The following is a 13,403-nucleotide window of genomic DNA, read 5'->3' on the forward strand; positions in this document are numbered from 1 at the left end:
GACCGTTGCGCCCAGCCCATTCGCTCCAGCTTCGACACCACATGGGACAGTCGCGATAGCGATGCATTTGCTTTGTGGGCAAGCTCACTCATCTGCAGCCGATGGCCGGGCTCCTCGGATAACAGCGTGAGCACCCAGTATTCGAAATGCGTCACCCCGGATTCGCGCTGCAGGTGGGTATCCAAAGCGCCTGGTAGACGTGTCATCAGCGCTACGATCGCGCGCCACGCTCGTTGTTCGTCCGGGTCGAGCCACTTCGTCACTGGGTGCCTTCTTTCGAGCCAAGTGACGTCTTATTGTTAGCGAACCTAGCGATTAACGAAAAGCATGTTCACGGTCACTCGCGTGAATGAGTTTGCCACGACTTCGCTCGACCGTCATGGACTTGGTCCGCGACGTGAGGTCACTCACAGAGCCGGATGGCGTGTCGGCTATGTTTCCTAGGTGACCGTCGGCGTTTGCGGAGTGGCGGCGGGCGGCGTCGGTGCCGCTTGCTTGCCGGGATGCCTGCGCCGCCACCATCGCTGGCTGATCAGGGCCGACACGGCGAGGAAAATCGCGACCGCCACGATGGCGCCGACCAGTGACGCGCCACGGAAGGCGGGCGCGTCGACGTCCAGAATTCGTTGGCCGGCATGTGCGGCATTACTCCCGCCGAGCACGATCGACAGTGTCATCAGATTCGGAATCGCGACGATCACCGCGAGCAAAGCGGCAGCACCCGCGATGAACTTCCCGGCTCGCCGCTTCCAGATCCAGGCAGCGAACAACAGCAGGAACAGCGGGATGGCGGTGCCGAGCAAGCCGTACACCAGCCCCCAGCCGATGCCCTTGCTGAAACTGCCGCTCACCAGCTCGGCGATGCGCTGCGCCCACCAGCGTGGGATGAAAGCCGCCAGAATGAAGTAGGCGATGATCAGTAGAGCGATGACCGCCAGTGCGCCGATGATCCGGGTGCGCCACGTGGCCAGCGTGGATTTCTGCCCGTCCGGCCGAACCTCGCTCGAAGTCATGAAACCAGCGTATGCCGGGCAACCAGGAGATCAACGGCGATAGACCTGGTGTTTTTCGCGGTGGTTACCGCGTTCGCGAACCGGGCTACTGCAGAGCGCGCTCGCGCAGGAACTTCAGCGCCTCGTCCGCGTGCACATCGGACCGCAACTCGCCGGTGATCACCTTGGCGACCTTGCGATCCCGGTCGATCACGAAAGTCTGCCGCTTGACCGGTGCGAGCTTGCCGAGCAGCCCGCGCTTCACCCCGAATGCCGAGGCGACCTTGCCGTCGGCATCGGACAGCAAGGGGTATCCGAGGTTTTGCTTGGAGGCGAATCCGGCCTGGGTATCGACGCCGTCGGTGCTGATGCCGACGCACGATGCGCCCAGCGCCGTGAATTCGGCGGACAGATCGCGGAAGTGGCACGCCTCCGCCGTGCAGATCGGCGTATTCGCGGCGGGGTAGAAGAACAGCACCAGCGGACCGTTCGCGAGCAGCGCATCGAGCGAACGCGGGGTGCCGGATTGATCGGGAAGCTCGAATTCGGGAGCGAGCTGACCTGTCTGCATAGTGGGGACAGTACCGGGCGCGAGGTCGGTTTGCCGCCCCCGCGCTCGGTTCCCGTCACGCCGGAGACCGGAATGACGGGTTCTTATCGCGACTAAGCGCCGATGAGAGCGGCGACCTCGGGATTTTTGATCTCCATGACATCGAGAATTCCGTGCGCGCGCAGGAGCGGCCTGAGTTCCCTGATCCGGTCGCTGTGGGTGGCGTATTCATCCGGAAAGTGGTGCTTGTCCAGGGCTTCCAGCGCCTTCACATAGGTGACGAAGGAAGCTAGGGCGTTCACTTGGTTGGAACTCGGTGATCCGCCCGTCGAATGCAGGCCGACCATCCGCGGGCGTTGACCGAGCATGCCGGAGCCGGCGGCGCGCCGCCCGTCCGGCGCACCAGGTTGCGAGGGGTACATCAGTTGTCTCCTCCCGAAATGGATACCGCGTATGAGATCGAACGGGGCGAGTGTAGTGACGGCGGTCACCAGCGCCTGCGGCACGTCAGAACCGGACAGTCGGTTCAGGAGGATGGGACGCGCCGACAAGGCTGTCGGTGCCGCCTGGGATGATGGACACATGCCTGGCGCGTCCACTCCCACCACCACGACCCGCGAACAGTTCCACCAACTGGCCGCGGAGCACCGGGTGGTCCCCGTGACCCGAAAGGTGCTGGCGGACTCCGAAACTCCGCTGTCGGCCTACCGCAAGTTGGCCGCCGATCGGGCCGGTACCTTCCTGTTCGAGTCCGCGGAGACCGGGCGGTCCTGGTCGCGCTGGTCGTTCATCGGCGCGGGCAGTCCATCCGCGCTGACGGTTGTCGACGGTGAAGCGGCCTGGCTCGGGCACACCCCCGTGGACGCGCCCTCCGGTGGCGATCCACTGGTTGCGCTGCGCGAAACCCTGCAGTTGCTGCAGACCGAGCGGCTGCCCGGCTTGCCCCCGCTGACCGGCGGCATGGTCGGCTATCTCGGCTACGACGCGGTGCGCCGGATCGAGCGACTGCCCATCCTCGCCGCCGACGATCTGCGGCTGCCCGAGATGGTGCTGATGCTCGCCACCGATCTCGCCGCTTTCGATCACCACGAGGGCGCGATAACGCTCATCGCGAATGCGGTCAACTGGAACGGCACCGCCGAACGGGTCGACGAGGCCTATGACGATGCGGTGGCCAGGCTGGACCGGATGACCGCCGCGCTGGCCGCCTCCTCGGAGTCGACGGTGTCGGTCTTCGATCAGCCCGACCCGGAATACATCCGGCGCCGCACCACCGAGGAATTCGGGGCGGGCGTGCGCCGCTTGGTCAAGGAGATCGAGGCGGGCGAGGCCTTCCAGGTCGTGCTCTCGCAGCGCTTCGAAATGGATTACGACGGTGCGCCTTTGGACCTCTACCGGATGCTGCGCGCCTCCAATCCGAGCCCGTACATGTACCTGATCCACATCCCGGACGGCGACGGCGGCACGGCATTCTCCATCGTCGGCTCCAGCCCGGAATCGCTGGTGACCGTGAAGGAGGGAGTGGCGACGACACATCCCATCGCGGGCACCCGGTGGCGTGGCGCCACCGAGGAGGACGATCTGCTGCTGGAGAAGGGGCTGCTGGCCGACGAGAAGGAGAACGCCGAGCATCTGATGCTTGTCGATCTCGGCCGCAACGATCTGGGTCGGGTCTGCCAGCCGGGCACGGTGCGGGTCACGGAGTACCGGCATATCGAGCGCTACAGCCACGTCATGCATCTGGTCTCGACGGTCTCCGGCCGCCTCGCGCCGGGCAAGATCGCACTCGACGCGGTCAATGCCTGTTTCCCCGCGGGCACGCTGTCCGGTGCGCCGAAGGTGCGCGCGATGGAACTCATCGAGGAACTCGAGCCCACCCGCCGCGGCGTCTACGGCGGTGTCGTCGGCTATCTCGACTTCGCGGGCGATGCGGATACCGCGATCGCCATCCGCACCGCACTGCTGAAGGACGGCACCGCCTATGTGCAGGCGGGTGCGGGCATCGTCGCGGATTCGGATCCGGACTACGAGGACGTCGAATCCCGCAACAAGGCCATGGCGGTGCTGCGGGCGGTGGCGGCCGCGAAAACCGTTCGTGCGTATAGCGCACCTGCGGACGGCGGCGCGGAATGACCGATTCGGAACCCGCCGATACCGATCCGACCACGCCAGCGGACACACAGACCCCGAGGCGTAGGTATCCGGTCGGCGCGATCGTCCTGCTCGCCGTCGCCGCTGCGGCGCTGTGGGGCTCCTCCCGGATGACGTGGGTGACTGTCTCGTCCACCGACGGCCTGACCGAACCGCGCACCGACAAACTGAACGGCGGTGTCTGGTTCGGTGCGCTCACTCCGTTGGCCCTGGTGCTGCTCGCCGCCATCGCCGCGGTGCTGGCGACTCGCGGCTGGCTGCGACGCATGTTCGGCGTCCTGATCGGTTTGGTCGCCGCGGTGACGGCCGTTCCGGCCTTCGCTCTGCTGACCAGATCCGGCGCGACCGCGGCCCGTGCCGCCACCCTGGCGGAGCTGCCTGGCCGCGCAACCGTCACCGAGGTGGTCACTTCTCAGTTCCCAGCCGTACTTTCGCTGCTGGGAGCGCTGGCTGCCTTTGTGGCCGGTGTCCTGCTGGCCCGTATGCCCGAGGACGCCGCCCGCCTGTCCGGCAAGTACGACAACCCGGTCTTCCGCAGGGCCGCCGCCACCGAACAGGTGACGCGTCAGCGCACCGACGAGGCGGTCGGCGATACGGGTCAGCTCTCCGAGCGCGTGCTCTGGGATGCGCTGGACGCGGGGACAGACCCGACCGAGGAAGCGAGTCGGCCCGCTTCGGCGGCCGACGATTCCGTCGATCATGATCAGGGGAAACAAGGGCATCGAGGTGTCTGAGCAGGTGACTACAAACCCCGGCGCAGTTGCGCCACAAGCAGCCATTTATTCTTTGTCAGCATCGGTGAGACAGCGCCTGGGGGGATTCTCAGGCAGCAAGTCCGTCTCCCCAGAAAGGATTCGAGCCAGATGACGGTACTCGACTCGATTCTCGACGGGGTCCGCGCGGATGTGGCCGCTCGGGAAGCCCTTCTGGACTTCCAGGCGATCAAGGCGGCCGCGGCCGCGGTTCCCGCGCCGCTGGACGCCCGCGCCGCGCTCCTCGAAGATGGCATCGGCGTCATTGCCGAGGTCAAGCGGGCCAGTCCCTCGAAGGGGGAGCTCGCGGATATCCCGGACCCGGCGAGTCTGGCCAAGTCCTACGAGGACGGCGGAGCGCGCATCATCAGCGTGCTCACCGAGGGGCGCCGCTTCCACGGGTCGCTCGACGATCTGGACGCGGTCCGCGCCACTGTGCACATCCCGATCCTGCGCAAGGATTTCGTCGTCGGGCCCTACCAGATCCACGAGGCTCGTGCGCACGGCGCCGACGTCATCCTGCTCATCGTGGCCGCCCTGGAACAGGACGTGCTGAGCTCGCTGATCGACCGCACCGAATCGCTCGGCATGACCGCCTTGGTCGAGGTGCACACCGAGGAAGAGGCCGACCGCGCCCTCGAGGCAGGCGCCTCCGTGATCGGCGTGAACGCACGCAACCTCAAGACCCTCGAGGTAGATCGCGATGTCTTCGCGCGCATCGCGCCCGGCCTGCCCACCGAGGTCATCCGCATCGCCGAATCCGGTATCCGCGGCACCGCCGACCTGCTGGCCTACGCCGGTGCTGGCGCGGATGCCGTGCTCGTCGGCGAGGGGCTGGTGACCAGCGGCGACCCGCGCGCGGCCGTCTCCGAACTGGTGACCGCGGGCACCCATCCGTCCTGCCCGAAGCCCGCGCGGCGGGGTCGGTGACGACGGTGGCGGCACTGCCCAAGGCTTCCGACGGTATCCACGAGCGCAGCGACCACGAGCCGGATCAGGGCGGCCACTTCGGCGTCTATGGCGGCAGGCATGTGCCCGAGGCGCTGATGGCGGTGATCGAGGAGGTCACCGCCGAATACGAAAAGTGCCGCCTCGATCCTGCCTTCCTCGACGAACTCGACCGGCTGCAGCGCGACTACACCGGTCGCCCGTCGCCGATCTTCGAATGCAGGCGGCTCGCCGAGCACGCCGGTGGTGCGCGCATCATTCTCAAGCGCGAGGATCTGAACCACACCGGTTCGCACAAGATCAATAATGTGCTCGGCCAGGCACTGCTCGCCAAGCGCATGGGCAAGTCCCGGGTCATCGCGGAGACCGGAGCAGGTCAGCACGGCGTCGCCACCGCGACCGCGTGCGCGCTGCTCGGCCTCGAATGCGTCGTCTATATGGGTGCGGTCGATACCGCCCGCCAGGCGCTGAATGTGGCCCGCATGCGGCTGCTCGGCGCAGAGGTGATCTCGGTGCGCACCGGTTCGCAGACCCTCAAGGATGCGATCAACGAGGCGCTGCGCGACTGGGTCACCAACGCCGATGCCACCTACTACTGCTTCGGCACCGCCGCGGGCCCGCATCCGTTCCCGATGATGGTGCGCGATCTCCAGCGCATCGTCGGGCTGGAGGCCCGCGCCCAAGTGCAGGCGCTCATCGGGCGGCTGCCCGATGCGGTCACTGCCTGCGTCGGCGGCGGCTCCAACGCCATCGGCATCTTCCACCCCTTCCTCGACGATCCGGGCGTGCGGCTGATCGGTTACGAGGCGGCCGGTGACGGCGTCGAAACCGGAAGGCACGCCGCGACTTTCACCGGTGGCACCCCCGGCGCGTTCCAGGGCGCGTACTCGTATCTGCTGCAGGACGAGGACGGCCAGACCATCGAATCGCATTCGATCTCGGCCGGTTTGGACTATCCCGGCGTCGGTCCCGAACACGCCTACCTCAAGGACATCGGTCGCGCCGAATACCAGCCGATCACCGATACCGAGGCGATGGACGCGCTGCTGCTGCTCAGCCGCGCCGAGGGCATCATCCCAGCGATCGAATCCGCACACGCGGTGGCCGGTGCGATGAAGCTCGGCAAGGAACTCGGCAAGGGCGCGATCATCCTGGTGAACCTGTCCGGGCGCGGTGACAAGGATATGGATACGGCGGCACGATGGTTCGGGCTGTTCGACGAACACGCCGCCGACAAGGAGGGCCGCCAGTGAGCGAGCGAACCATGAGTACAGGGGGATGGCAGTCGGCGGAGCCGACGGGGCGGGTGAGTTCAGCGTCCATGACGTCGACGAAGCCGAGCGCCAGCGAGGCGCAGTCGTGAGTCAACAGTCACGCCTTGCGAACACCTTCGCCGCCTGTCGCGCGGAGGGCCGGGCCGCGCTGATCGGCTACCTGCCCGCGGGCTATCCGGATCTGTCCGGTTCGATCGAGGTGTGCCGCACCATGGTCGAATCCGGTTGCGACATAGTCGAAGTCGGCGTCGCCTACTCCGATCCAGTGATGGACGGACCGACCATCCAGGCCGCCGCCGATCAGGCGCTGCGCGGCGGTGTCCGGGTGCGCGATGTGTTCTCGGTGGTCGAGGCGATCACCGCGGCGGGCGGTAAGGCCGTCGTGATGAGTTACTGGAATCCGGTGCTGCAGTACGGCGTCGACCGCTTCTCGCGCGATCTGGCCGCCGCGGGCGGGTCCGGCATCATCACCCCCAACCTCATCCCGGAAGAGGCCGACAGCTGGTTCGTCGCCTCGGCCGCACACGATCTGGACCGCATCTTCCTGGTCGCGCCGTCGTCCACCGAGGAGCGTCTGGTCAAGACGCTGGAGGCCAGCCGCGGCTTCGTCTATGCGGCCTCGACCATGGGTGTCACCGGCGCCCGAGATGTGGTCTCGTCCGCGGCCCCGGCGTTGTGCGCGCGCGTCCGCGCCCACTCCGATATCCCGATCGGTGTCGGCCTCGGCGTGCGCAACGGTGTGCAGGCGGCCGAAATCGCCTCCTACGCAGACGGAGTCATCGTCGGCTCGGCACTGGTGACGGCCGCGGCCGAGGGTCTCGACGCGGTACGCGCCCTCACGGCCGAACTGGCCGAGGGTGTTCGTTCCGCGACCGTCGTCTCCTAGGCGCCTGCGAGAGGCACGCCGACCGCGAATCTCGCGATGTGGCAGTGCTCCGCTACGGTTGGGGCCGTGACCTTACGAGTCCTCGCAGACAGCGTCCTGAGCAACGGTGCCGTCACCGCTGATGTGCTGGCCTACATTCCCAGCCCGTCCCAGGGCGTATGGCATATCGGTCCGTTCCCGCTACGGGCCTATGCCCTGTGCATCATCATCGGCATCGTCGTCGCCATCTGGTGGGGGGAGCGGCGCTGGCAGGCGCGCGGCGGGCAGAAGGGCGCGATTCTCGATGTCGCGATGTTCGCGGTGCCCTTCGGTCTGGTCGGCGGGCGGTTGTATCACGTTGCCACCGACTGGCAGAAGTATTTCGGCGCCGACGGTCATCCGATCGATGCGTTGAAGATCTATCAGGGCGGCCTCGGCATCTGGGGTGCGGTCTTCCTCGGCGGCGTCGGCGCCTGGATCGGCTGCCGGGTCTACCGAATTCCCTTGCCCGCATTGGGCGATGCGATCGCGCCGCCGATTCTGCTTGCCCAGGCCATCGGTCGGCTCGGCAACTACTTCAACCAGGAGCTCTACGGCCGCAAGACCGATCTGCCGTGGGGTCTGGAGATCTACCTGCGCTTCGATGATCAGGGCAAGCTCGACATGATGAACGGTGTCTCCACCGGCATCGTCGACAAGGTCGTGCAGCCGACCTTCCTGTACGAGATGATCTGGAACCTGCTGATCGTGGTGCTACTGGTACAGATCGACAAGCGTTTCCGCATCGGGCACGGCCGCCTGTTCGCGCTCTACGTCGCCGGGTACTGCCTCGGCCGCTTCGTCGTCGAGCTGCTGCGTGACGACGAGGCGACCAAGATCGCGGGCATCCGCATCAACTCGTTCACCTCGGCACTCGTATTCCTCGCCGCCGTCGCCTATTTCGTCTTCGCGACCAAGGGCAGGGAGACCGCCGATCAACTGCAACCGTCGACGGTCACGCGGCCGTGGCCGTGGCAGATCGGGGCCCTGCGGGCGGCGGGCGCCGAATCCGAGGCCGCGTCGAAAGCGGCCGCGGTGGCCGAAGCAGCGCCGCCGAAGCACAGTGCCGAGAATCCGGACCCGACAAAATCGGAGAACTCCGGCAACGAACCGGATACCTCTAGCGATAACTCAACGGAGTCCGAAACCTCGGACGCCGAGCGGGGCAAGGTCGATACCTCGAAAAAGGACGCCTGATCCCATAACGACTTGGGCAACACGTCGGTGCACCGAGTAGACACGCGAACGCGTGTCCGCGACGATACCTGCGGGCGCCCAATTGCCCGGCTAAATACGCGGGGAGGCGGGTGAGCGCCCGTCGAAATGCACGAATGATGGAGGACATTTAGTGACCGACCCCTACCAGAACCAGCCAGGCTTCGGCGGCCCCCAGTACGGTCCGCCCGGGACGGGGCCGGACCTGAACAAGCAGCCCGATGCACCGGGGCAGCAGTATCCGTCGGATCCGTACAACCAGCAGCAGCCGCAGTACGGTCAGCCGCAGTACGGTCAGCCCGATCCCTACGGTCAGCAGCCGGGCGGCTACCCGCCCGCGCCGTACCCGGGCGGCGGCTACAACCCGAACGATCCGGAAGCGCCCTATGGTCGCGACCCGTTCGGCGTGCCGTTCTCGGATAAGCAGAAGCTGACCGCGGGTCTGCTGCAGATCTTCCTCGGCGGCTTCGGTATCGGCCGTTTCTACACCGGCCACACCGGCATCGCGATTGCCCAGATCGCGGTCACCTGGTTGACCTGCGGTATCGGCGGCATCTGGCCGCTGATCGACGGCATCATGATGCTGACCGGCAAGGTGCCAGACAGCCTCGGGCGGCCACTGCGCGACTGACCGCGACAATCGACCGACGGGCCCCGTCGCATCGGATGACGATGTGACTGGGCCCGTCGCCATTTCCGACAGGCTGTGCGAGGATTCGGCGCACCGTGATCGCAATACTGTCGGTCGGTATCTTCCTGGCGTACCCTGAGCCGGGTTTTTGTGTCGAGAGAGGGACTTCCGTGCGCCGCAAGCTATTCGCCGCCGCCATGCTCGCCATCGTCGCAGCCACCGGGCTCACCGCCTGCGGCAGCAGCAGCGATCCGAACGTGCTGAAGGTCGGCACCGAAGGCACCTACTCGCCCTTCAGCTACCAGGGCTCCGACGGCAAGCTCACCGGCTACGACATCGAGGTGATCCAGGCGGTCGGGGACAAAATCGGCAAGAAGATCGAGTTCGTGCAGACGCCGTGGGACGCCATCTTCGCCGGTCTCGAGTCCAAGCGCTTCGACCTGGTCGCCAACCAGGTGTCGATCACCGACGAGCGCAAGGCCAAGTACGCCCTGTCGCAGTCCTACACCACCTCCGAGGGCGTGATCCTCACCCGCGCGGACAGCAACAACATCACTTCGCTCGGGGACCTGAACGGCAAGACCAGCGCGCAGTCGGCGACCAGTAACTGGGCCAAGGTCGCCCAGGGCGCGGGCGCGAAGGTCGAGGCCGTGGAGGGCTTCGTGCAGGCGGTCCAGTTGCTGAAGACCGGCCGCGTCGACGCGACCGTCAACGACAGCCTGGTCGCGCTCGACTACATCAAGAAGAACGGCGACACCGGCGTCAAGATCGCCGCCAAGGCCGGTGAGGTCAGTAATCAGGCGTTCGCCGCCCGCAAGGACGACGCGCTGATCGGCCAGGTGAACACCGCGCTGGACCAGCTGCGCGCGGACGGCACGCTGGCCAAGATCTCGGAAAAGTACTTCGGCACCGACGTCAGCAAGTAACCGTCCGTGGATCCCGCGACCAGGGAGCTGATCTGGCACAACCTGTGGCCGATGTTGCAGGCCACGATCGACAAGACCATCCCGCTCACCGCCATCAGCTTCGTCATCGGTCTGGTCATCGCGTTGTTCGTGGCGCTGGCGCGGATGTCACCGCTGTGGTTCCTCTCGGTGCCCGCCAGGTTCTACATCTCGATCATTCGGGGCACGCCGCTGCTGGTGCAGCTGTTCATCGTGTTCTATGCGCTGCCGCAATTCGATATCGTCATCGATCCGTTTCCGGCGGCGGTGATCGCCTTCAGCCTCAATGTCGGCGGTTACGCCGCCGAGGTGGTGCGCGCCGCCATCCTGAGCGTCGCGGAAGGGCAGTGGGAGGCGGCCAAGGCGCTCGGCATGTCGTATGCGCAGGAGTTGCGGCTGATCATCCTGCCGCAGGCCGCGCGCATCGCCGTGCCGCCGCTGTCCAACACCCTCATCTCTCTGGTGAAGGACACCTCGCTGGCCTCGACCATCCTGGTGACCGAACTCCTGCGCACCGCACAGCTGGCCGCGGCGCCCACCTTCGACTTCTTCGCCCTGTACGGCGTCGCCGCGTTGTATTACTGGGTGATCTGTCTGGTCCTCGGCTTCGGCCAGACCCGTCTGGAAACTCGGCTGTCCCGGCATGTCGCCCGCTGAGGAGGCCCGTTTGTACTTTCCGCTAAGCCTTCGTACATATTTTTCACCTAGCTTTCACCGAGGCCACAGCAGGCTAGGGGCACTACACGGGACTAGGCTCTACTCGTGATGCGACGGACGAAGATTGTGTGCACTCTCGGCCCAGCGACCGCTACCGAGGAACGTATTCGGGAACTCGTCGAGAGCGGCATGGATGTGGCGCGGCTGAATTTCAGCCATGGCGAGCACTCCGACCATGCCGAGAACTACAAGAAGGTGCGGCAGGCCTCGGACCATGTCGGCCGGGCGGTCGGCATTCTCGCCGACCTGCAGGGACCGAAGATCCGGCTGGGCCGCTTCACTGAGGGCAAGACCATATGGGCCAACGGTGAAGAGGTCCGCATAACCGTCGACGAGATCGATGGCACCCACGATCGCGTCTCCACTACCTACAAAGAGCTGGCCAAGGACGCCAAACCGGGCGACCGCCTGCTCATCGACGACGGCAAGGTCGGCGTCACCGTCATTCGGGTCGAGGGCAACGATGTCGTCTGCCGGGTGACCGAGGGCGGACCGGTCAGCAATAACAAGGGTGTCTCGCTGCCGGGTATGGACGTCTCCGTGCCCGCGCTGTCGGAAAAGGACATCGAGGACCTCGAATTCGCGCTCAAGCTCGGCGTGGACTTCATCGCGCTGTCCTTCGTGCGTTCACCCTCGGATGTCGAGTTGGTGCACGACGTGATGGACCGGGTCGGCCGCCGTGTTCCGGTGATCGGCAAGTTGGAGAAGCCCGAGGCCATCGACAATCTCGAGGCCATCGTGCTGGCCTTCGACGCGGTCATGGTCGCCCGCGGCGACCTCGGCGTCGAACTCCCGCTCGAGCAGGTGCCGATCGTGCAGAAGCGGGCGATCCAGATGGCTCGCGAGAATGCCAAGCCGGTCATCGTCGCCACCCAGATGCTGGAGTCGATGATCGAGAACTCCCGCCCGACCCGCGCCGAGGCCTCCGATGTGGCCAATGCGGTGCTCGACGGCGCCGATGCGGTGATGCTGTCGGGTGAGACCTCGGTCGGCGCGTATCCGATCGAGACGGTTCGCACCATGGCGCGCATCGTGCACGCGGTGGAGACCGAATCCACTCGGGTGCCACCGCTGACCCACGTACCGCGCACCAAGCGCGGTGTCATCTCCTACGCCGCCCGCGATATCGGCGAGCGGCTCAATGCCAAGGCACTGGTCGCCTTCACCCAGTCCGGCGATACGGTTCGCCGGCTGGCGCGTCTGCACACCCCGCTGCCGTTGCTGGCGTTCACCCCCCTTCCCGAAGTGCGCAGTCAGCTGTCGCTCACCTGGGGCACCGAAACCTTCATCGTCCCGACGGTGGACAGCACCGATGCGATGATCCACCAGGTGGATGTAGCACTTCTGTCCATGGAGCGATACCAAAAAGGTGATCTGGTGGTAATCGTGGCAGGCTCCCCGCCCGGTACTGTCGGCTCCACCAATCTGATCCATGTGCACCGTATCGGTGAGGAGGACCATTAGCCGTGAGTGCTTCGCTAGGTGGTGCTGTCGGCCTTCGGGCCGCAGTGGGTACCGACCTCGGCGTGCTGCTCGGACTGCTCGATCTGGAACAGGTCGACGAGGATGTCTTCGTCGGCCAGCATCCGGAGAAGGTCTGGAGCCGCACGTTCGGCGGTCAGCTGGTTTCGCAGGCGATCATGGCGGCGGGACGGACGGTCGACGGCGACCGTCCGTTGCACGCCGTCAACGCGCATTTCGTGCGTGGTGGCGATGTGAAGAAGCCGATCGAATATCAGGTCGACCGCCACCGCGACGGACGCTCGCTGGCCAACCGCACGGTCACCGCTACCCAGGACGGTCAGGAGCTGTTCGTCATGCTCGCCGCGTTCCAGGATTGGGGCAAGGGGCTCGAGCACGCGCACGCCCAGCCGGAGGTGCCGGATCCGGAGACGCTGCCGCGCGTCGAGGAGAGCTTCGCAGGCTTGGAAGACAAGCTGGAGATGTTCGTCAAGGCGCCGCATCCGATCGATATGCGCTACACCAATGACCCGGCCTGGATCCTGAAGGGCACGGGGGAGCGGCTCAATCACAACCGCGTGTGGATGCGGGCCGACGGCAGGCTGCCCGACGATCCGCTGATTCACGTTGCGACGCTTGGCTATTCGTCCGACACCACGGTGCTCGATTCGATCATCACCACGCACGGTCTGTCCTGGGGTCTGGACCGCATCGTGGCCGCGACGATCAACCATTCGATCTGGTTCCACCGCCCGTTCCGCTTCGACGATTGGGCGCTCTACGCCACCGAATCCCCGGTGGCCGCTGGTTCGCGTGGCCTGGCCACGGGCCGATTCTTCTCCCGCAGTGGTGAATTGCTCGCCA

General features: G+C 66.1%; 15 protein-coding genes. 11 read left to right on the forward strand and 4 right to left on the reverse strand.

Annotated elements, in window-relative coordinates; all coding sequences use genetic code 11:
* The 4 genes from NP3_RS25720 to NP3_RS25735 all read right to left on the reverse strand — a co-directional run.
* Positions 1–206 (reverse strand): MarR family transcriptional regulator (locus NP3_RS25720; protein WP_245721108.1); only part of this gene is annotated, 206 nt, incomplete at its 3' end.
* A gap of 234 nt (positions 207–440) precedes the next feature.
* Positions 441–1,013 carry a hypothetical protein gene (locus tag NP3_RS25725; protein WP_063044175.1) on the reverse strand — a complete coding sequence of 191 codons (573 nt, stop codon included), beginning with the start codon at positions 1,011–1,013 and terminating at the stop codon, positions 441–443.
* 85 nt (positions 1,014–1,098) lie between these two features.
* On the reverse strand, positions 1,099–1,563 hold the full coding sequence (locus tag NP3_RS25730; protein WP_063044176.1) for a peroxiredoxin: 465 nt from the start codon (positions 1,561–1,563) through the stop codon (positions 1,099–1,101).
* A gap of 92 nt (positions 1,564–1,655) precedes the next feature.
* Positions 1,656–2,048 (reverse strand): hypothetical protein, encoded by a 393-nt coding sequence (locus NP3_RS25735; RefSeq protein WP_245721109.1) that lies wholly within the window; start codon positions 2,046–2,048, stop codon positions 1,656–1,658.
* Between the two features lie 76 nt (positions 2,049–2,124).
* Here NP3_RS25735 and NP3_RS25740 point away from each other — a divergent pair, with 76 nt between their 5' ends.
* From NP3_RS25740 to NP3_RS25790, 11 genes are all read left to right on the forward strand, one after another.
* A complete protein-coding gene (locus tag NP3_RS25740) occupies positions 2,125–3,675 on the forward strand; it encodes an anthranilate synthase component I (protein WP_063044185.1) in 1,551 nt (516 codons plus the stop codon).
* Positions 3,672–4,427: a TIGR02234 family membrane protein gene (locus NP3_RS25745; protein ID WP_063044177.1), complete on the forward strand. Its 756-nt coding sequence runs from the start codon at positions 3,672–3,674 to the stop codon at positions 4,425–4,427. The genes NP3_RS25740 and NP3_RS25745 overlap by 4 nt, the downstream gene beginning before the upstream one ends.
* 129 nt (positions 4,428–4,556) lie before the next feature.
* Complete coding sequence (gene trpC, locus NP3_RS25750; RefSeq protein WP_063044178.1) at positions 4,557–5,375, forward strand: indole-3-glycerol phosphate synthase TrpC; 819 nt, start codon at positions 4,557–4,559, stop codon at positions 5,373–5,375.
* Positions 5,372–6,646, forward strand: a complete 1,275-nt coding sequence (trpB, locus tag NP3_RS25755) for a tryptophan synthase subunit beta (protein ID WP_157124547.1) — start codon at positions 5,372–5,374, stop codon at positions 6,644–6,646. The genes trpC and trpB overlap by 4 nt, the downstream gene beginning before the upstream one ends.
* 106 nt (positions 6,647–6,752) lie before the next feature.
* Positions 6,753–7,553 (forward strand): tryptophan synthase subunit alpha, encoded by an 801-nt coding sequence (trpA, locus tag NP3_RS25760; protein ID WP_063044186.1) that lies wholly within the window; start codon positions 6,753–6,755, stop codon positions 7,551–7,553.
* Between the two features lie 66 nt (positions 7,554–7,619).
* The gene (lgt, locus tag NP3_RS25765) at positions 7,620–8,768 is read left to right on the forward strand and encodes a prolipoprotein diacylglyceryl transferase (protein ID WP_245721110.1); all 1,149 of its coding nucleotides are present in this window, start codon (positions 7,620–7,622) and stop codon (positions 8,766–8,768) included.
* Between the two features lie 151 nt (positions 8,769–8,919).
* Positions 8,920–9,417, forward strand: coding sequence for a TM2 domain-containing protein (locus tag NP3_RS25770; RefSeq protein ID WP_063044180.1), 498 nt, complete (start codon positions 8,920–8,922; stop codon positions 9,415–9,417).
* A 197-nt stretch (positions 9,418–9,614) separates the two neighbouring features.
* Complete coding sequence (locus NP3_RS25775) at positions 9,615–10,343, forward strand: amino acid ABC transporter substrate-binding protein (RefSeq protein WP_063044188.1); 729 nt, start codon at positions 9,615–9,617, stop codon at positions 10,341–10,343.
* A gap of 6 nt (positions 10,344–10,349) precedes the next feature.
* Positions 10,350–11,018, forward strand: a complete 669-nt coding sequence (locus NP3_RS25780; RefSeq protein ID WP_063044181.1) for an amino acid ABC transporter permease — start codon at positions 10,350–10,352, stop codon at positions 11,016–11,018.
* A gap of 105 nt (positions 11,019–11,123) precedes the next feature.
* A complete protein-coding gene (pyk, locus tag NP3_RS25785) occupies positions 11,124–12,542 on the forward strand; it encodes a pyruvate kinase (RefSeq protein ID WP_174566260.1) in 1,419 nt (472 codons plus the stop codon).
* 2 nt (positions 12,543–12,544) lie between these two features.
* Positions 12,545–13,403: acyl-CoA thioesterase (locus NP3_RS25790; protein WP_245721111.1), on the forward strand; the 859-nt coding region annotated here is incomplete at its 3' end.

The organism is Nocardia pseudovaccinii NBRC 100343 (assembly GCF_001613225.1).
GTDB classification, from domain to species: Bacteria; Actinomycetota; Actinomycetes; order Mycobacteriales; family Mycobacteriaceae; genus Nocardia; species Nocardia pseudovaccinii.